Genomic DNA, 16,690 nt, shown 5'->3' on the forward strand with positions numbered 1-16,690 from the left:
GGAGGACCTGCGATGGAGGAACACGGCGCCGCCGGACCGGCGGACGGCGAGGGGCAGGCCCACGCCCGGGAGCGCTCCACGCCGGGCACCTACCTGACGCCGTATCCGCCGGAGCCGGAGGCGGATCACCGCAGTCGTGCCGTCACGGTGGCGCTTCTCGCGACGGCGCTCGTGGTGGCACTGGGCGCCGGCGGTGCGGTCTACGGCGTCCTGGCCGACGAGGGCCCCGCCGTCGCACCGACCGCACCTTCGGCATCGCCCTGACCCCGTCCCCACTCCTGACCACTTCTCACCGAGGCTCCGGCGGCCGTTGCCGGGGCATGTTCGGGCGGGTCGGTGGTCCCGGGGGGAGGGGGAAGCGCCCCTGAGGACCCCCCTGGTCCTGGCGGCCCCCGGAGGTCACCGCGCCCTGGATGCCCATCGGGGTCGAGCCGTTGCGGAACTCCACGATCCAGTCGGCCGTCTCCACCCGGATCAGCTCCGTCACGTCCTCCGAGAAGCGGCGCAGCACGCCCAGGCAGCGTTCGGTGGCCTCGGCGGCCGTGCCCTCCGTGGGGCCGAGCACCTCGCGGACGCTCTCCGAGGCCCAGTCGAACTGGAGGGCGAGCAGGCGGCGCTGAACGGCCTGAGCGGTGGCCACGTCCCTTATCCAGCCGGAGGTCACACCGAAGAAGCGGTCGACGGCCACGCAGGCCACCGCGAGGAGAAGGGCGAGATAGCCCCAGGGCGCGAGCTCGGCGCCCACCACTCCCGTCAGCCCCACCAACGGCAGCACGGCCCCGGTCACCGCCCCCGCCGCGGCCCCGCCCCGCAGGGCCCGCGCACAGCGCCGTTTCCCCACCCGGTCCGCGAGATACCAGGACGTCGTCTCCAGCGCCCCGTGCTCCACCCACCGGTACAGCTCGTCCAGCCGTACGGCGGGCTCGCCCCAGTCGCCGAGCGGAAACGTCCGCCCGGCCAGATCGGCCCGTCCGTCCTGGGGCGGGCCCTCGGGCTGCATCTCCGGCTGACCCACCCGGCGCTCCCTACTGATCGGTCACCCTGCGTGACGCCTGATGCTGATGTGCGGGGATCCTTCCTACCGCCCAATGGGTGGCGAAGGGGGTGCTTTGGTTGCTTTTCCGCTCGGAAGAGGGCCTTGATCAGGTATAGGACTCCAGGTCGACTCACTCGAAAGAGTGCTGGGGCGACGGCCACGTGGAACACGTAGGCTCGTCACAGACGGAAGACCAAGGCGAAAAGCACAGGAGCTGATCGTGATCCCCGGTGGTGGCCAGCCCAACATGCAGCAGCTGCTCCAGCAGGCCCAGAAGATGCAGCAGGACCTGGCGAACGCGCAGGAGGAACTCGCCGGGACCGAGGTCGACGGCCAGGCGGGCGGCGGTCTGGTGAAGGCCACCGTCACCGGCGCCGGCGAGCTGCGCGCGCTGAAGATCGACCCGAAGGCCGTGGACCCCGAAGACACCGAGACCCTCGCCGACCTGATCGTGGCGGCGGTCCAGGCGGCCAACGAGAACGCCCAGACCCTCCAGCAGCAGAAGCTCGGCCCGCTCGCCCAGGGCCTCGGCGGCGGTGGCAGCGGTATCCCCGGGCTGCCTTTCTAGGAGGAGGCCGGTCTTTCCCGGTGCCCGTCTTTCTTTGGCGGGCATCGGCCAACTAGCGTACGTATCGCAAGGAACCCAGGAAGGACGGCAGTCCGTTGTACGAAGGCGTGGTCCAGGACCTCATCGACGAACTGGGGCGGCTGCCCGGCGTCGGTCCCAAGAGCGCGCAGCGGATCGCCTTCCACATCCTCCAGGCGGAGCCGACGGACGTACGGCGTCTCGCGCAGTGCCTGATGGAGGTCAAGGCGAAGGTCCGCTTCTGCGCGACCTGCGGCAATGTCGCGCAGGAAGAGCTGTGCAACATCTGCCGCGACCCCCGGCGCGACCTCACCGTCATCTGCGTGGTGGAGGAGCCGAAGGACGTGGTCGCGATCGAGCGCACCCGTGAGTTCCGCGGCAAGTACCACGTCCTGGGTGGCGCGATCAGCCCCATCGAGGGTGTCGGTCCGGACGACCTGCGGATACGAGAACTTCTCGCGCGGTTGGCCGACGGGACGGTCACGGAGCTCATCCTGGCCACCGACCCGAACCTGGAGGGCGAGGCCACAGCGACGTACCTCGCCCGCATGATCAAGCCCATGGGCCTCAAGGTCACCCGCCTGGCCAGCGGCCTCCCGGTGGGTGGCGACCTGGAATACGCGGACGAGGTGACCCTCGGCCGCGCCTTCGAGGGGAGACGACTCCTAGATGTCTGACGCCACACTGCACGCGCAGGACCCCGACGACTTCGCGGTCCAGATCGCCGACCAGGTCGAGAGCTTCCTGGTGGCCGTCATGGAGGTGGCCAAGGGCGACGAACCCGACTCGGCCGTCCCCTTCCTGCTCCTGGAGGTCTCCCAGCTCATGCTGGCCGGCGGCCGTCTGGGCGCCCACGAGGACATCGTCCCCGACGAGCGCTACGAGCCCGACACGGGCCCGGACGCCGACGTGGACGATCTCCGCGAGAACCTCGCCCGGCTGCTGGAGCCGATCGACGTCTACTCCGAGGTCTTCGACCCCTACGAGCCCCGCAAGGCGCCGGTGCCGGCCCGGATCTCCGACGACCTGACCGACGTCATCACCGACCTGCGCCACGGCATGGCCCACTACCGCGCGGGCCGCACCTCGGAGGCCCTGTGGTGGTGGCAGTTCTCGTACTTCTCCAACTGGGGCTCCACGGCGTCCGCGACCCTGCGCGCCCTCCAGTCGATCGTGGCCCATGTCCGCCTGAACCAGCCGCTGGCGGAGCTGGACGGCCTCGACACCGACCAGTCGATCGGCGACGAGACGCTGGAGTTCGAGGCGGGCAAGGTGATGGTGGAGGAGATCGCGGGCCCGCTGGGGCTGCAGTCCCCGAAGTAGCTCCTCGTAGCTCCTGTGTGACACGAGTCATACGAGCCGGCTTCACGAACGGCGTGATACGCGGGCACTGGGGTGGTCTCACCACAAACGGCCACACCAGGCCCGCGCCCCCGCCGACTTGGAGCTCCTCGTGCACGTGACCCTCCAGCAGCCGACAGGCGCCCGTCTGATCACGGCCGCGGACCAGGAGCTCGCGATCCCCGCGACCCTGCGCTACACCTCCGCCGAACCACCGGCCGTGCACATCGACTTCCCGCCCCACGTCACGGTCGACGGCGAGGCCACGACGTGGACGTTCGCCAGGACGCTGCTGGGGGAGGGGCTGCGAGGTCCGGCCGGCCTCGGCAACGTCCGTGTCCGCCCGGCCGGTTCGGGCCACACGTACGTGGAGTTCCACGCCGCGCAGGGCGTCGCCGTCCTCGGCTTCCCCACCGCGGACCTGACCCGCTTCCTGGCCCGCACGTACACGGTCGTCGCCCCGGACGAGGAGACGGTGGGCGCGGAACTGGACCACGGGCTGGTGGCGCTGTTCGGGGGGCGGGTGTGATCGGCGTCGGCCCACGGGGCCTCCCCGCATGGGCCACCCAGACAGATCGCGGCGAGATCCATGACCTACGGACCGTGCGCGAGTACGCCCGTGCTCTGGGCGCCCGGATCAGGGGGACGCGGGTCGCGCGGGTGCGGCGTTCGTGACCACGCAGGTCAGGAGCCCGGCGTCGACATAGGGGGCGGTCGGCGTCGGCTCGCTGTACCAGCGCAGGGGCCAGGTGTTCCCGTCCAGCGCGGGAACCCCGATGTACGTGACAGCACGTGATCCCCGCTCACCGAAGCGCTGCACGCCAAGGGGCCAGCGGTGCCTGCGCACTTCGCCCGGCGCCAGCAGAAAGTACATCCACCGATACCCGGTCACCTCGCACACGACGGGCCCCGCGTCTCCGTCGGCGGCCTCGATGAGCTGAGCCGCGACCAGCTCCCCGCGTACCCCCTCGATCCGCACGGCGTCGAAGTGCACGCCCGCAAGGCGGAGTTGGTGGCCCGAGGCGGGGACCCAGTCGAAGGGGTCGATTGCGTTCGTCATGGTCACACGGTGGCGGTCGCGAGGCTACGCTCGGTAGTGACTGAGGTGATACACGCCGGTGTGTATCGGTCGGAGGTGCGTGCTGTGTCCCAGACGCCGGTGAACTGGCGCTACGGCGGCAACCAGATGAAGCGGTGGCGCATCAAGGCCAACGTGACCCGCGAGGAGCTGGCCGCCGCGTCCAACTACTCCCCGGACACCATCAAGTCCATGGAACAGGGCGTACGGATGCCGACGCCTCGCGTGCTGGACGTGGCCGACGAGTTGTGCCGGGCGGAGGGGCTGCTGAGCGCGGCCAAGGAGTTTCTGCAGCGGGAGAAGTTCCCGGCGCGGGCGCAGGACTTCATGGAGCGGGAGAAGGAGGCGATCAGTCTCTGGTGGTACGAGACCATGTACGTCCCCGGGCTGTTGCAGTCCCCGGGGTACGCGCGGGCGCTGATGGAAAATCACATCCCGCCCCTGGACGAGGGGACGGTGGAGGAACGGATCGCGGCCCGTCTGGAGCGGCAGACGATTCTCACCGGTCGCAAGCCGCCGGTGGCTCTGAGCTTCGTTCTCTACGAGGCCGTATTGCGCGCTCCCCAGGTGGACACGGAACAGTTGAGCCGACTGCTGGAGGTGTCCTGCCTGCGGAACGTCGTGTTGCAGGTGCTCCCCTTCGAACGGGCCGTCCCTGCCGCCTTCATGGGACCTGTGGTCCGGTTGGAAACTCGTGACCACGAGTGGTTCGCATACACAGAAGGGCAGTTGGGGGGCGAGCTGTCGGCGGCTCCGGAAGCCGTGAGCCGTGCGACCGAACGACTTAGCATGATCCGCGCGCAGGCTCTCGGTCCCGATGAGTCGGCCCGTTTCGTCGAGCGGATGGTGGACCAGACATGAGCGACCAACTGAAGTGGGTCAAGTCGAGCTACAGCGACTCCGAAGGCGGCGCCTGCCTCGAAGTCGCGTTCGCCACCCGCATCCACATCCGTGACTCCAAGCTCACCGTGAGCCCCGAGCTGACCCTCTCCGCCCCCGCCTGGAAGGCGTTCATCTCCGCAGTTCAGCCCGGAGCTTGAGCCTCGGGCTTCGAGCTCCTCCATGGGGTTTTCCGGTTTTTGGTCTGGTTGAAAATCCAACCCAACCAACCAAGTCTGTACGTGAGTTGAGGCGTCGTACCTCGAACGGGTGACGTTCTGTGATCGGCTTGCGCCGGAACGTAAAGCCGCTCTAGGTTCGCGGCAACACAAGCAAATAGTTCGGCCCCGGTCGGTGCGCCAACACCGGCTCCGGGGCCTGACCTACGGATCGAACGGAACTCGATCGTGGCTTACGCCCAGCCTAGTCCTGCCCTGCCGTCCCCGTCCCACCCCATGGCCAAAACGGGTTACGGCAAGCGCTCTGCCGGTGACGAAGACCCGCACGCGGACCCGGACTTCGCACATCTGAGCCCCCGCGACCGCGAGATCGCCGTCTTCGTCGACCATCTCGAAGAGGGCCACGCGATGGGCTACAAGGCCATCGCCGCCGCGCACCCCCGCTACGGCCAGCAGGCCGTCCGCAGCTCGCTGGGGCGGATCACCCTCGCCGGCCACCTGCGCTGGATCAAGGAGCACATCACCGTCGAGGACGCCTCGATGCGGTGGGTCACGCGCACGTACTGGTCGCGTACCCGCAGGTCCACCGAGTGGTGGGAGGACTTCGCGCAGGAGCGGCACGGCAAGGACGTGACCGAGGACCACATGCCGGGGTTGGCGCGAGTCGAAGACGTCGAGGAATCCGTCGTAGAGACCGGGCAGCCCGAGCCGGAAGAGGCCGCGGTCGCCGAGCAGCCCAGCGAGGCTTACCAGACCCTTGCCGAACTCCGCGACGCGCATGCCCGTATGCCGCTCTCCGACGCCGACTGCCGTTCCCTCGAACCCCTCGCCGCCGAGTGGCTGTCACTCGGCGCGACGCCTCACGACATCACCAAGGCCCTGACCGACGGGCTGCCGTCCACCGTCGAAAACCCGGGCGGATTCGCCCGCAAACGATTGGAGAGCAAGATGCCCCCGAAGAAGGCGAAGATCCGGCAGAAGGCCGCCCGCCGCGCCCGCGTCAGCCGCGTGATCATGGCCTGCGGTCTGTGCGACGCCGACGAGCGCACCACGGAGATCGTGAGCGGATTGTGCCGCGAGTGCATCGAACTGGTCGAGGCGGACGGCCCGGTCTACGGCGCCGTCCCGGACACCTTCCTCCCAGGACCGCGCGACGGGGGCGGTCTACCCGGCGCCGACGAGGTTATCGACGTCACCGACCGCGTGGACGCCCTGCGCCGCGCGGCGGGGCTGCTGTGAGCGTGCAGGAGGCGCCGGTCGGGGCACCATGGAGTCGAGGAGGCGACGTCATGATCCCCAGTACCGAGCAGCAGCCCCAGATGTCCGTCGAGGAGTTCGAGCAGTTGGAACGCCATGCCCCGGAAACCGTGTGGCTGGAGTTCATCAAGGGGAAGGTACAGGTCAAGCCCGTGCCGGACGGCAACCACAGCGAGATCTACATGTGGCTTCTGGAACGGTGCATGCAGGCGCGTCCCGACCTGAGGCTTCATCCGGAGCGAGGACTCAAGACCGAGGCCTACCGCAGGGGCCGTGCTCGCGCGGACGGAGTGCTGGTACCGAAGGGCGGCCTCAAGGGGCACGGCGAGTGGTCGGAAGCCGACGGCGTGCTGATGGCTGTCGAGATCACCTCGCACGACTCGGACACCAATCGGCGTGATCGCATCGACAAGCCCGACGGCTATGCCGCCGCAGGCATCCCCGTCTACCTCCTCGTCGACCGCGACGACTGCTCCGTCGTCGTCTTCGACCAGCCCGAGGACGGACGGTACCGGCACGAGGAGAAGCTGCCCTTCGGTGCCACTGTCAAGCTTCCCGAGCCGGTGAACATCACCCTCGACACCGAGTCCCTCAAGGAGTTCGCGGACTGATCACAGACCCCACAGTCCCTTCCCGACGGCCGTGACCCCGCCCGCCAGGGCCAGCGACAGCACCAGCAAGCGGGCCCGGTTCTCCGGGATACGGGGCGCGAGCCCCCTGCCGATCAGGCCGCCCGCCCCCATCGCCGCGATCACGAGGGCCCACTGCACCCGGTTCAGCCCCGGCATCCCGTTCGACGCCACTGAGAAGGCGTTCACGATCACACCGTAGAACATCGCGTTCGGGACGAACTCCCGTACCGTCCAGCCCGCGTTGACCGCGTAGAGGGAGAACGGCGGGCCGCCCACTCCCGCCGCGGAGTTCATGAAGCCGCCCGCCGCGCCCGCGAACAGGGCGCCCCGGGTGCCGCGCAGCGCGGCCGCCCGCGCGCCCTGCATGACGAGCAGTACGGCCAAGGTCACCAGCGCACCCATGACCAACAGCAGCCATGCCTGCGGGAGTTGATGGGTCAACCAGGTGCCCGCGGGGACCGTGCAGGCCGCTGCCAGGCAGAAGGGGAGCATCGCGCGGGGGCGTACCAGGCGCCATCCGCCCGCCAAGCCGATCAGACAGATCACCCCGGCCGCGCAGTTGGCGAGGAGCACGCCTTCCGCCGGGCCGAGGAGCAGGACCAGGGCCGGTACGGAGACCAGCGCGAAGCCCATCCCGGTGAGCCACTGCACGCAGGAACCCAGCAGCACGATGGCCGTCAGCAACACGTCACCCGTCACGGGCAAGGTGTATCCCACTACACCCCGGGTCCGGGAGCGCACCCCCTCGTGACGGCCTCCGTGGAACGGGATCGTTGATCTCACCAGGTCAACCACCCCGTACCGAAGGAAAACCGCCATGAAGGCCCTGCTCTCCTCCACCCCCGTCCTGTGGTTCCTCTTCCTCTTCAACCTCGCCGTCGCCGCGGTCGCGCCGTTCCTCGTGGACGGGGTCCAGGGCGTCATGACCGCCGCCGGGATGGGCGTGGTGTCGCTCGGCGCCGGCGTCGGGCTGCTGCGCGGACAGCGAACGGGCGGGCACCGTGCGTGAGTTGGACGTTTGCTGTCTCCGCCCTGTACCTGGGCTGCACGGGCTCTAACCAGCGTGAAGAGAGGCTGGAGTCACTTCACAGCACAGCCTCTCACCGCACTGGAGACAGCGATGAACCGTCGGTCCATAACCAAGCGCGCAGCCATCGTCACCGCGACCGCGATCGTCGCCGTGGGGACCGTCGGTACCGTCGTCGCCACCGCCGGGCCGGACGCCGCGAAGCAGCCCACCAAGAAGGAGATCGCGGGCCTGTTCACCACCTGGAACGCGGCCCTGAAGACCGGTGACCCCGACAAGGTGGCGGACCTGTACGCCAAGGACGCGGTCCTGCTGCCCACCGTCTCCAACAAGGTCAGAACCAACCACGCGCAGATCGTCGACTACTTCGAGCACTTCCTCCCGAACAAGCCGGTCGGCGAGAAGGTCCAGACGATCGTCAGAGTCCTCGACACCGACTCCGCGATCGACACCGGCGTCTACGAGTTCACGCTCACCGACCCGAAGAGCGGCGCCAAGCGCGTCGTGGAGGCCCGCTACACGTACGAGTACGAGAAGCGCAACGGCGTCTGGAAGATCGTCAACCACCACTCCTCGGCGATGCCCGAAGGCTGATCTCCACCTTCAGCCCGCCCCCCGGCGCGTCCGCCAGCGTCACCGTCCCGCCGTCGTCGGTCACCAGCTGTTTGACGACGGCGAGGCCGAGGCCCGAACCGGAGCGTCCGGTCAGGCCCTGACCGCGCCAGAAGCGGTCGAAGGCACGGGACTTGTCGGCGTCGGACATGCCGGGTCCCTCGTCAAGGACCGACAGCACCACCCTGTCCGCCCGGGACTCGACCTCGACGGTGATCCGCCCGCCGTCCGGCGAGACCTCCAGGGCGTTCGAGAGCACGTTGTCCAGCACCTGGTCGAGATGACCGGGGCCGGCCAACACAGACGGCCGGTCGTCGACAACACTCCCCCTGAGCGCGATGGTGACTCCGCGCTCGTCGGCGGCCGGCCTCCACACCGTCAGCCGCTCGTCCACGATGTCCCTGAGCGGCAACGGCTCCGCGGCGGCCACCTTCGCCTCCGCCCGCGCCAGCACCAGCAGGCCGTTGACCAGTCGGCTCATCCGGACCACCTCCGCCGTCGCCTGCTCCACGTCCTCCCGGACGAACTCGTCGTCCACCGCGTCCGCGATGTTGTCCAGCGACAGGCGCAACGCGGTGAGCGGGGTGCGGAGCTGGTGCGAGGCGTCGGCCACGAAGATGCGCTGCGAGGCCACCAGCGTGTCCAGCCGTTCGGCACCCTGGTTCAGGGTCCGGGCGAGCGTCTGCGTCTCCGGCGGGCCCGTCACCGGGGAGCGCGCGGTCAGGTCGCCGTCGCTGAACTTGCTGGCCATGGAGTTGAGTTCGCGCAGGGGTGCGGTGATCCGGCGGGCGGCGTAGGCGCCGATCGCGGCGGCCGCCGCGAGGACCAGCACGGCGAGTGCGGCCCTGAAGCCCCAGATCTGCCAGAGCCGTCTGGTCATGTCGGAGGTCGGGTAGACGATCCGTACGGCCGCGTCGTCGTCCGCGGGGACGGTGACCGTCAGATGTCTGCCCCAGACGAAGTCGGAACCCCAGTCGGTGGTCGACTCGTCCTTCTCCACGGCCCGCTTCAGCGCCGCGTCCGCGGCGGGGACCGGCAGCTTCGGGTCGCAGCGCGCGGTGGGGGTCGCCTCGACGTCGCCGTACGCCCTAGCCACCTCGGTCAGGGCCTCGCACGAGGTGCTGCTGCCGTTGCTCAGCAGCAGCGCCATGGTGTTCGCCTCGCGCAGGACCGACTGCCGGGTGTCGTCCCGCAACTGCTTCGTCAGCGTGAAGGCGACCGGGACGGTGAACAGGAAGATGGCCACCGCGACCAGCAGGATGTAGCTCCGGATGAGCTGCCGGTTCATGAGACCCCGTCGTCCTTGGCGATCTCCAGCCGGAAGCCCACGCCCCGGACCGCCTCGATGACGACGGCCCCGGCGAGCTTGCGCCGCAGCGCCGCCACATGCACGTCCAGCGTCTTGGTCGGCCCGAACCAGTTCGCGTCCCAGACCGCCTCCATGATCTGCTCGCGCGACATCAGCGCGCCCGGCTCCTCGGTGAGGAAGGCCAGCAGGTCGTACTCCTTGGGCGCGAGGGGCACCTCCTCGCCGTCGAGACGGACGCGGGCGGCCTTGCGGTCGACGGTGAGGCGGGAGCCGTAGGTGTCGGGGCCCGCCGCGGCTTCGGTACGGGGCTGCGCGCGCCGCATCACGGCCCGTATCCGCGCGATGACCTCACGGACCCCGAACGGCTTGGTCACGTAGTCGTCGGCGCCGAGCTCCAGGCCGACCACCCGGTCCGTCTCGTCGCTGCGCGCGCTGATCACGATGATCGGCACGTCACCGCGCTCGCGCAGCGCCCTGCACACGTCGAGACCGTCGGTGTCGGGCAGTCCGAGATCGAGCAGGACGACGTCGTAGGGGGCCTGGTGGCCGAGCGCGGCCCCGCCGGTGGAGACCCACTCGACCTCGAAGCCGTACCGGGTCAGGCCTCGTCTCAGGGACTGGGCGACCGGCTCATCGTCTTCCACCAGGAGTACGCGCACACCCGCACCCTAATCCTTGAAACTTAATTCACAGTCGCCACAGGGGACACACGGACCTCACAGGGCCATGTGACGCGGTGCACTTTTCCCCGGGTCCGCGCATGGGCAGGCGCTGACCTGGGCGTGCGAATCTCACGATGCGATACCGCGGAGGTGAAATTCGGGCGCTCGTTAAACTGAGCCGACACACACGGACTGAGCGAGGAGCGCACGTGGGCCTTGTCGTGCAGAAGTACGGAGGCTCCTCCGTAGCCGATGCCGAGGGCATCAAGCGCGTCGCCAAGCGAATCGTCGAAGCGAAGAAGAACGGCCACCAGGTGGTCGTCGTCGTTTCCGCGATGGGCGACACGACGGACGAGCTGATCGATCTCGCCGAGCAGGTATCGCCGATGCCTGCCGGGCGTGAGTTCGACATGCTGCTGACCGCCGGAGAGCGGATCTCCATGGCACTGCTGGCCATGGCGATCAAAAACCTGGGCCACGAGGCCCAGTCCTTCACCGGCAGCCAGGCCGGCGTCATCACCGACTCGGTCCACAACAAAGCCCGGATCATCGACGTCACGCCGGGCCGTATCCGTACGGCCCTCGACGAGGGCAACATCGCCATCGTCGCCGGCTTCCAGGGCGTCAGCCAGGACAAGAAGGACATCACCACGCTCGGGCGCGGTGGCTCCGACACCACCGCCGTGGCGCTCGCCGCCGCCCTCGACGCCGAGGTCTGCGAGATCTACACCGACGTCGACGGCGTGTTCACCGCCGACCCGCGGGTGGTGAAGAAGGCGAAGAAGATCGACTGGATCTCCTTCGAGGACATGCTGGAGCTCGCCGCCTCCGGTTCGAAGGTGCTGCTCCACCGCTGTGTGGAGTACGCCCGTCGCTACAACATCCCGATCCACGTCCGGTCGTCCTTCAGCGGACTCCAGGGCACGTGGGTCAGCAGTGAGCCGATCGAGCGAGGGGACAAGAAGGTGGAGCAGGCCATCATCTCCGGTGTCGCGCACGACACCTCCGAGGCCAAGATCACGGTCGTCGGCGTGCCGGACAAGCCGGGTGAGGCCGCGGTCATCTTCCGTACGATCGCGGACGCCGAGATCAACATCGACATGATCGTGCAGAACGTCTCCGCCGCCTCCACCGGGCTGACGGACATCTCCTTCACGCTCCCCAAGGCCGAGGGCCGCAAGGCCATCGACGCCCTGGAGAAGAACAAGTCCGGCATCGGCTTCGACTCGCTGCGCTACGACGACCAGATCGGCAAGATCTCGCTCGTGGGCGCGGGCATGAAGACCAACCCGGGCGTCACGGCCGACTTCTTCACCGCCCTGTCCGACGCCGGCGTGAACATCGAGCTGATCTCGACCTCCGAGATCCGCATCTCGGTCGTCACGCGTGCCGACGACGTGACGGAGGCCGTCCGCGCCGTGCACAGCGCCTTCGGGCTCGACTCCGACAGCGACGAGGCCGTCGTCTACGGGGGCACCGGGCGATGACCGTACGACCGACGCTCGCGGTCGTGGGGGCGACCGGAGCCGTCGGCACGGTCATGCTCCAGATCCTGTCCCAGCACGCGGACATCTGGGGCGAGATCCGACTGATCGCCTCTCCGCGCTCGGCCGGCCGCAAGCTGGCCGTGCGCGGGGAGCAGGTCGAGGTGGTGGGTCTGACCGAGGGCGCTGAGGAGGTCTTCGACGGGGTCGACGTCGCCATGTTCGACGTACCGGACGAGGTGGCCGCGCAGTGGGCGCCGGTCGCCGCCGCCCGCGGTGCCGTCGTCGTGGACAACTCCGGCGCCTTCCGGATGGACCCGGACGTGCCCCTCGTCGTGCCCGAGGTCAACGGGCACATGGCCCGGATGCGGCCGCGCGGGATCATCGCCAACCCCAATTGCACGACCCTGTCCATGATCGTGGCCCTGGGCGCGCTGCACGCCGAGTTCGGGCTGCGGGAGCTGGTGGTGTCCTCGTACCAGGCGGTCAGCGGTGCGGGACGGGCGGGCGTCGAGACGCTGCGGCAGCAACTGTCCCTGGTCGCCGGCACCGAGCTCGGCACGCACCCCGGTGACGTACGGCGGGCGGTCGGCGACAACACCGGGCCGTTCCCGGAGCCGGTCGCGCTGAACGTCGTACCGTGGGCCGGGTCGCTGCGCGAGGACGGGTGGTCCTCGGAGGAGATGAAGGTGCGGGACGAGTCCCGCAAGATCCTCGGCCTGCCCAGGCTGCCGGTCGCCGTGACCTGTGTGCGGGTCCCGGTGGTCACCGTGCACTCCCTGACCGTCCACGCCCGCTTCGAGGATGAGGTCACCGTCCGCAAGGCGCGCGAGATCCTCGCGACCGCCCCCGGAGTCGTCCTCTTCGACGATCCGGCGGCCGGGGAGTTCCCCACCCCCGCCGACGTCGTCGGCACCGATCCCACCTGGGTCGGGCGGGTCCGGCGGGCCCTCGACGACCCCACCGCGCTCGAACTCTTCGTGTGCGGAGACAATCTGCGCAAGGGTGCCGCGCTCAACACCGCGCAGATCGCGGAGCTCGTGGCGGCCGAGTTCGTGTGACGTGCGTCCCGCGGCGAATCTCCCGTACGCACTTGTGCCTACGGGAAAAGCCCTGGCCATGACCGAAACGCTTTGTAGGATCTGTGTGCGACATGTGGTGCGACTAATGGTCCGTACCACTTGATCCCGGCGCCTGGGCGTCCGAAGATTTTCCTCCCCGCTCTCCGCAACCGCGCGAAGGGCGGGGAGCGTCTTTGCGAACGCCCTTTCAGGGGCGCGGGGATGCAGGCGAGGCGTGGGGACGCCTCGGCACTCGGGACACAGGGGAAGAGCGGGTAGGGCATGAGCGCGTTCGACGCACGGTCAGTTGTGCTGCCTGAGAGAAGATGGACGGCCGCGTACAACCCTCACCGGGGTGAGTGTGTCCAACTGTCGTGGCTCAGGTACTCGACTTCCCTGCCGCGCCGAGCGGCGCGGCTGTCCTCAGGCCCCGCAGGCCCGGGGCTCCCGGTGGCATGCCGGTGATCGCCCCCATGCCCGCAGCGCGGCCCGCCCGCATACCCAGTCAGCGTGACGGAGCCGAGAACGCCGAGGACACGGCGGTAGCCGGAACCACCGTCGACCACCTCACGGAGACCTACCGGGCGCACTACCGCTCCCTGCTGGGTCTCGCCGCCCTCCTGCTCGACGACACCGCCTCCTGCGAGGACGTCGTCCAGGAGGCCTTCATCCGCGTCCACTCGGCACGCAAACGCGTCCGCGACCCGGAGAAGACGCTCGCGTACCTGCGCCAGACGGTCGTCAACCTCTCCCGCTCGGCCCTGCGCCGGCGCATCCTCGGACTCAAGCTGCTGTCCAAGCCGATGCCCGACATGGCGAGCGCCGAGGAGGGGGCCTACGACCTGCTGGAGCGCGACTCGCTCATCAAGGCCATGAAGGGCCTGCAGCGCCGTCAGCGCGAGGTCCTCGTGCTGCGCTACTTCTCGGACATGACCGAGGCCCAGGTCGCCGATACGCTCGGCATCTCGCTGGGCTCCGTGAAGGCGTACGGCTCCCGGGGGATCGCCGCACTGCGGGTCGCGATGGAGGAGCCGGTGTGAGCGGCGAAGGTGAATCAGAGGGACGGCGCCACGAGCCTTACGCGTGGCATGAGCCGACCGGGGAAGGCACGCACGAGCCGACCTGGGCGGCGCGGCAAGAGCACAAGCAATCGCACGCTGGGAACGGAACTGTGAATCAGGGCCCCGACGATCTGAGCTCCACGGGGGAGTTCGACTCGGACGAGCTGGCACTGCGACGGATGCTGCACCAGGCGGTCCGGGAGATGGAGCCGCGCGACGGCACCCTGGACCATCTGCGTAGGGCGGTGCCCGCCCGGCGGGCACGCAAGAGGCAGGCCCTCGTCGGCATGGCCGCCGCGGCCCTCTTCTGCGGCACCGCGATCCCCGCCGTCGTGCACGTCTCCTCCACCGGCACCAGCGCTAACACCTCCAACGCCGGGCACACCTCCCAGGCGCAGGGCGGCGCGGGCCAGGGCAAGCAGGAGGACGGCGGCGAGTCCACCTCCGGCGGCTCCTCGACCAAGACCGAGGACAAGGGCAAGGGCACGCCGAAGGGCGAGGACAAGGGCAAGAACGCGGGCGCGACCACCGGCGCGAGCAGCGGCACCGGCCCGTCCGCCACGACCACCGAGAGCGCCCCGGTCTGTACGGCCGCACAGCTGGGCACACCCACGGCGAGCACCGCGGTGCCCGACGCCTCCGGCACGGTCTACGGCACGTTCCACATCACCAACGGCTCCACCGCCGCCTGCACGGTCAACGGTCCCGGCACCGTGACACTGAGCGCGCAGGGCGCGGCCGACAGCGGCAAGATCAGCCCGGCTCGGCACGTGTCCGGCGACGCGGCCTCGGCCGGGCTGCCCGACCCGTCCCAGGAGGTCTCCCCGCTGCTGCTCCAGCCGGGTTCCTCCTACGACGTGAAGTTCGCCTGGGTGCCGTCCGAGACCTGCCCCACCACGGAACCCTCGACGGACCCCACCCCCGACCCGACGACGTCCCCGGACAGCTCCAGCGGCGACGGTGGTTCCTCCACCGGCGGCGACACCGGCACCTCCACCCAGCTCCTCACGGCGGACGGCACGGCCGACGGCAGCGTCCTGGTGACGAACACGGCGGAGGGCGGCGGACCGTCGGTGTCCACGGCGGTGACCAACGCGTGCGCGGGGGTCGTGTACTGGACGGGCGTGCTCGCCTCGTCGTGACGGCGTGAACGGGCCCCGACGGGGCGACGGGCGTCGGGGGACGCCCGGGTTCAGGCGCTCGCCTTCTCCTGCGGCTGCTCCTGGGACCGCTGCCCGTCGTCGTCCGGGAGGATCCCCAGCTCCGCGTCCCGGATGAACTCCACCTCGCGGCGCACCAGACGGAACCACATGAAGAGCACGAAGCCGGCGAAGACGAACCACTCGCCGGTGTAGCCGAGGTTCTGGAAGGCCTTGAGGTCGAGCCCGCTGTCGGCGGGCGCGGTCGCCGGTACGGCCTTCATCCCGGAGTCGCCGGTGTTGAGGGTGACCCACGCGTCGTACACGTCGTAGGGCACGAGGTTGATCAGGGAGGCCGCACTGATCGCCGCGGTCTGCCCGGCCGGTAGGCCGCCCTGCGCGCTGACGCCGTTGTCCCCCGGGGTCTCCGAGGCCTGCAGCGCACCGGTGACGGTGACCTCGCCCTTCGGCGCGGCGGGGACCTTCGCCGGGTCGGGGGTGCCCGGCAGCCAGCCCCGGACCACGGGCAGTGCCTTGCCGCCGTCGGTGCGCAGCAGCGTCAGAACGTAGTAGCCCTGGCGGTCGTCGAGTTGCCGGTCGGGGACGAGCAGCTGTTTGTCGTACCGGCCGGTCGCGGTGGCCTGCTTGCCGGAGGTCGCCTTGTTCACCGGCAGCAGCTCGGCCAGCGGCCGCGCGGCCTCCCGCTCGTCGGTGACGACCGACTGCTGGGCGTCCCGGCTCTCCGTCATCCGGTCCTCGAACCGGCTCAGCTGCCACGACCCCATGAAGAGGCAGAACGGGATGGCGAGCAGCACGAAGAGGGTGATGCCGAACCAGCGGGGCGTCAGCAGAAACCGGTACACACTCCCACGGTACGGGGCCGCCCCGGGCCGCAGGGGCGCGGGGTCAGAACCTCTCCGTCAGGTGGTCCCGGCCCGCCGGGGGCTCGTAGGGCTCCGGCCAGAAGTCGGTGATGACGGATATACGGCCGCTCTCGTCCCCGGTGAAGAACGTGATGCCGTACATCTCCTCGAGACCCGCCGTGAAGTGGATCCAGGTGACGACCTGGTCCGGCTCGGCGACGATCCGTTCGACCCGCAGATGCCAGTCGCCCGGGTACTCACGGTTGAACTCGACGAACCGCTCCCGCCCGGTGATGCGCTCACGGGACTGCGGCAGGGTGTAGACGATGTCCTCGGCGAGGGTGTCCGCGAACGCACTCCAGTCGCGGGCCTCGAGGGAGGTCCAGAAACTCTCGACAGTCTCGCGCAGATCGGTCATGCGGACGAGTCTGCACCCCGGCACTGACAACAGGTCCGCGACGGGCTTTCCGACCTGGTCGTGGGT

General features: G+C 69.6%; 22 protein-coding genes. 15 read left to right on the forward strand and 7 right to left on the reverse strand.

The genetic code is table 11. The features are described 5' to 3' along the window. Nucleotides 1-12 precede the first annotated feature (12 nt). Nucleotides 13-264: a hypothetical protein gene (locus ACGFWE_RS28210; protein ID WP_393602574.1), complete on the forward strand. Its 252-nt coding sequence runs from the start codon at nucleotides 13-15 to the stop codon at nucleotides 262-264. A gap of 25 nt (nucleotides 265-289) precedes the next feature. Here ACGFWE_RS28210 and ACGFWE_RS28215 read toward each other — a convergent pair whose 3' ends face one another. Next, a complete protein-coding gene (locus ACGFWE_RS28215) occupies nucleotides 290-1,015 on the reverse strand; it encodes an SLATT domain-containing protein (protein ID WP_352387692.1) in 726 nt (241 codons plus the stop codon). Nucleotides 1,016-1,256: 241 nt separating this feature from the next. Between ACGFWE_RS28215 and ACGFWE_RS28220 the strand changes: the two genes are divergently transcribed. The 4 genes from ACGFWE_RS28220 to ACGFWE_RS28235 all read left to right on the forward strand — a co-directional run bounded on the left by ACGFWE_RS28220 (nucleotide 1,257) and on the right by ACGFWE_RS28235 (nucleotide 3,492). Further along, nucleotides 1,257-1,604 (forward strand): YbaB/EbfC family nucleoid-associated protein, encoded by a 348-nt coding sequence (locus ACGFWE_RS28220; protein WP_352387694.1) that lies wholly within the window; start codon nucleotides 1,257-1,259, stop codon nucleotides 1,602-1,604. Nucleotides 1,605-1,699: 95 nt separating this feature from the next. Next, nucleotides 1,700-2,299 carry a recombination mediator RecR gene (recR, locus tag ACGFWE_RS28225; RefSeq protein ID WP_351419838.1) on the forward strand — a complete coding sequence of 200 codons (600 nt, stop codon included), beginning with the start codon at nucleotides 1,700-1,702 and terminating at the stop codon, nucleotides 2,297-2,299. Further along, entirely contained in the window at nucleotides 2,292-2,945 is a 654-nt protein-coding gene (locus tag ACGFWE_RS28230; RefSeq protein ID WP_352387696.1) for a DUF5063 domain-containing protein, read from the forward strand. Before recR ends, ACGFWE_RS28230 begins: the two co-directional genes overlap by 8 nt. Before the next feature lie 130 nt (nucleotides 2,946-3,075). Next, the gene (locus ACGFWE_RS28235) at nucleotides 3,076-3,492 is read left to right on the forward strand and encodes an SsgA family sporulation/cell division regulator (RefSeq protein ID WP_352387698.1); all 417 of its coding nucleotides are present in this window, start codon (nucleotides 3,076-3,078) and stop codon (nucleotides 3,490-3,492) included. A 108-nt stretch (nucleotides 3,493-3,600) separates the two neighbouring features. Here ACGFWE_RS28235 and ACGFWE_RS28240 read toward each other — a convergent pair whose 3' ends face one another. Continuing rightward, nucleotides 3,601-4,029: a hypothetical protein gene (locus ACGFWE_RS28240; protein WP_393602577.1), complete on the reverse strand. Its 429-nt coding sequence runs from the start codon at nucleotides 4,027-4,029 to the stop codon at nucleotides 3,601-3,603. A 120-nt stretch (nucleotides 4,030-4,149) separates the two neighbouring features. Here ACGFWE_RS28240 and ACGFWE_RS28245 point away from each other — a divergent pair, with 120 nt between their 5' ends. From ACGFWE_RS28245 to ACGFWE_RS28260, 4 genes are all read left to right on the forward strand, one after another. Further along, nucleotides 4,150-4,902, forward strand: coding sequence for a helix-turn-helix transcriptional regulator (locus tag ACGFWE_RS28245; RefSeq protein WP_352388052.1), 753 nt, complete (start codon nucleotides 4,150-4,152; stop codon nucleotides 4,900-4,902). Then, nucleotides 4,899-5,081: a DUF397 domain-containing protein gene (locus tag ACGFWE_RS28250; RefSeq protein WP_352387702.1), complete on the forward strand. Its 183-nt coding sequence runs from the start codon at nucleotides 4,899-4,901 to the stop codon at nucleotides 5,079-5,081. The genes ACGFWE_RS28245 and ACGFWE_RS28250 overlap by 4 nt, the downstream gene beginning before the upstream one ends. A gap of 294 nt (nucleotides 5,082-5,375) precedes the next feature. Then, complete coding sequence (locus ACGFWE_RS28255; protein ID WP_352387704.1) at nucleotides 5,376-6,338, forward strand: hypothetical protein; 963 nt, start codon at nucleotides 5,376-5,378, stop codon at nucleotides 6,336-6,338. Nucleotides 6,339-6,388: 50 nt separating this feature from the next. Continuing rightward, on the forward strand, nucleotides 6,389-6,967 hold the full coding sequence (locus ACGFWE_RS28260) for a Uma2 family endonuclease (protein WP_393602579.1): 579 nt from the start codon (nucleotides 6,389-6,391) through the stop codon (nucleotides 6,965-6,967). Here ACGFWE_RS28260 and ACGFWE_RS28265 read toward each other — a convergent pair whose 3' ends face one another. Further along, complete coding sequence (locus ACGFWE_RS28265) at nucleotides 6,968-7,687, reverse strand: sulfite exporter TauE/SafE family protein (RefSeq protein ID WP_393602581.1); 720 nt, start codon at nucleotides 7,685-7,687, stop codon at nucleotides 6,968-6,970. It lies immediately after the preceding gene. Between the two features lie 118 nt (nucleotides 7,688-7,805). Between ACGFWE_RS28265 and ACGFWE_RS28270 the strand changes: the two genes are divergently transcribed. Both ACGFWE_RS28270 and ACGFWE_RS28275 read left to right on the forward strand, forming a co-directional pair. Next, nucleotides 7,806-7,997, forward strand: a complete 192-nt coding sequence (locus ACGFWE_RS28270; protein ID WP_393602583.1) for a hypothetical protein — start codon at nucleotides 7,806-7,808, stop codon at nucleotides 7,995-7,997. Nucleotides 7,998-8,108: 111 nt separating this feature from the next. Next, entirely contained in the window at nucleotides 8,109-8,609 is a 501-nt protein-coding gene (locus tag ACGFWE_RS28275; RefSeq protein ID WP_352387712.1) for an SgcJ/EcaC family oxidoreductase, read from the forward strand. Here ACGFWE_RS28275 and ACGFWE_RS28280 read toward each other — a convergent pair. After that, nucleotides 8,575-9,915, reverse strand: a complete 1,341-nt coding sequence (locus tag ACGFWE_RS28280; RefSeq protein ID WP_393602585.1) for a sensor histidine kinase — start codon at nucleotides 9,913-9,915, stop codon at nucleotides 8,575-8,577. The two genes, ACGFWE_RS28275 and ACGFWE_RS28280, sit on opposite strands and share 35 nt — an antisense overlap. Further along, nucleotides 9,912-10,595, reverse strand: a complete 684-nt coding sequence (locus ACGFWE_RS28285) for a response regulator transcription factor (protein WP_393602587.1) — start codon at nucleotides 10,593-10,595, stop codon at nucleotides 9,912-9,914. The genes ACGFWE_RS28280 and ACGFWE_RS28285 overlap by 4 nt, the downstream gene beginning before the upstream one ends. 212 nt (nucleotides 10,596-10,807) lie before the next feature. On the opposite strand from ACGFWE_RS28285, the gene ACGFWE_RS28290 reads away from it, so the two are divergent. The 4 genes from ACGFWE_RS28290 (at nucleotide 10,808) to ACGFWE_RS28305 (ending at nucleotide 15,346) form a co-directional block, all read left to right on the forward strand. Continuing rightward, entirely contained in the window at nucleotides 10,808-12,085 is a 1,278-nt protein-coding gene (locus ACGFWE_RS28290; RefSeq protein WP_352387718.1) for an aspartate kinase, read from the forward strand. Beyond that, on the forward strand, nucleotides 12,082-13,143 hold the full coding sequence (locus ACGFWE_RS28295) for an aspartate-semialdehyde dehydrogenase (RefSeq protein ID WP_393602589.1): 1,062 nt from the start codon (nucleotides 12,082-12,084) through the stop codon (nucleotides 13,141-13,143). Before ACGFWE_RS28290 ends, ACGFWE_RS28295 begins: the two co-directional genes overlap by 4 nt. Before the next feature lie 455 nt (nucleotides 13,144-13,598). Next, complete coding sequence (locus tag ACGFWE_RS28300; protein WP_393602799.1) at nucleotides 13,599-14,183, forward strand: SigE family RNA polymerase sigma factor; 585 nt, start codon at nucleotides 13,599-13,601, stop codon at nucleotides 14,181-14,183. Between the two features lie 131 nt (nucleotides 14,184-14,314). Further along, on the forward strand, nucleotides 14,315-15,346 hold the full coding sequence (locus ACGFWE_RS28305; RefSeq protein WP_393602591.1) for a hypothetical protein: 1,032 nt from the start codon (nucleotides 14,315-14,317) through the stop codon (nucleotides 15,344-15,346). A gap of 50 nt (nucleotides 15,347-15,396) precedes the next feature. Here ACGFWE_RS28305 and ACGFWE_RS28310 read toward each other — a convergent pair whose 3' ends face one another. Together ACGFWE_RS28310 and ACGFWE_RS28315 are read right to left on the reverse strand one after the other, a co-directional pair. Continuing rightward, nucleotides 15,397-16,206 carry an SURF1 family protein gene (locus ACGFWE_RS28310; protein ID WP_393602593.1) on the reverse strand — a complete coding sequence of 270 codons (810 nt, stop codon included), beginning with the start codon at nucleotides 16,204-16,206 and terminating at the stop codon, nucleotides 15,397-15,399. Nucleotides 16,207-16,249: 43 nt separating this feature from the next. Beyond that, complete coding sequence (locus ACGFWE_RS28315; RefSeq protein ID WP_352387728.1) at nucleotides 16,250-16,624, reverse strand: nuclear transport factor 2 family protein; 375 nt, start codon at nucleotides 16,622-16,624, stop codon at nucleotides 16,250-16,252. Between the last annotated feature and the right edge of the window lie 66 nt (nucleotides 16,625-16,690).

The sequence above is a fragment of the Streptomyces sp. NPDC048523 genome, from assembly GCF_043199815.1.
Taxonomy (GTDB): Bacteria; Actinomycetota; Actinomycetes; order Streptomycetales; family Streptomycetaceae; genus Streptomyces.

What these genes read in the sequence shown, in the direction of transcription:
- ACGFWE_RS28255 (WP_352387704.1), top strand. Translation starts at nt 5,376, where the DNA reads ATGGCCAAAACGGGTTACGGCAAGCGCTCTGCCGGTGACGAAGACCCG.
- ACGFWE_RS28245 (WP_352388052.1), top strand. Translation starts at nt 4,150, where the DNA reads ATGAAGCGGTGGCGCATCAAGGCCAACGTGACCCGCGAGGAGCTGGCC.
- ACGFWE_RS28315 (WP_352387728.1), bottom strand. Translation starts at nt 16,624, where the DNA reads ATGACCGATCTGCGCGAGACTGTCGAGAGTTTCTGGACCTCCCTCGAG.
- ACGFWE_RS28295 (WP_393602589.1), top strand. Translation starts at nt 12,082, where the DNA reads ATGACCGTACGACCGACGCTCGCGGTCGTGGGGGCGACCGGAGCCGTC.
- ACGFWE_RS28250 (WP_352387702.1), top strand. Translation starts at nt 4,899, where the DNA reads ATGAGCGACCAACTGAAGTGGGTCAAGTCGAGCTACAGCGACTCCGAA.
- ACGFWE_RS28300 (WP_393602799.1), top strand. Translation starts at nt 13,599, where the DNA reads ATGCCGGTGATCGCCCCCATGCCCGCAGCGCGGCCCGCCCGCATACCC.
- ACGFWE_RS28280 (WP_393602585.1), bottom strand. Translation starts at nt 9,915, where the DNA reads ATGAACCGGCAGCTCATCCGGAGCTACATCCTGCTGGTCGCGGTGGCC.
- ACGFWE_RS28270 (WP_393602583.1), top strand. Translation starts at nt 7,806, where the DNA reads ATGAAGGCCCTGCTCTCCTCCACCCCCGTCCTGTGGTTCCTCTTCCTC.
- ACGFWE_RS28260 (WP_393602579.1), top strand. Translation starts at nt 6,389, where the DNA reads ATGATCCCCAGTACCGAGCAGCAGCCCCAGATGTCCGTCGAGGAGTTC.
- ACGFWE_RS28230 (WP_352387696.1), top strand. Translation starts at nt 2,292, where the DNA reads ATGTCTGACGCCACACTGCACGCGCAGGACCCCGACGACTTCGCGGTC.
- ACGFWE_RS28210 (WP_393602574.1), top strand. Translation starts at nt 13, where the DNA reads ATGGAGGAACACGGCGCCGCCGGACCGGCGGACGGCGAGGGGCAGGCC.
- ACGFWE_RS28275 (WP_352387712.1), top strand. Translation starts at nt 8,109, where the DNA reads ATGAACCGTCGGTCCATAACCAAGCGCGCAGCCATCGTCACCGCGACC.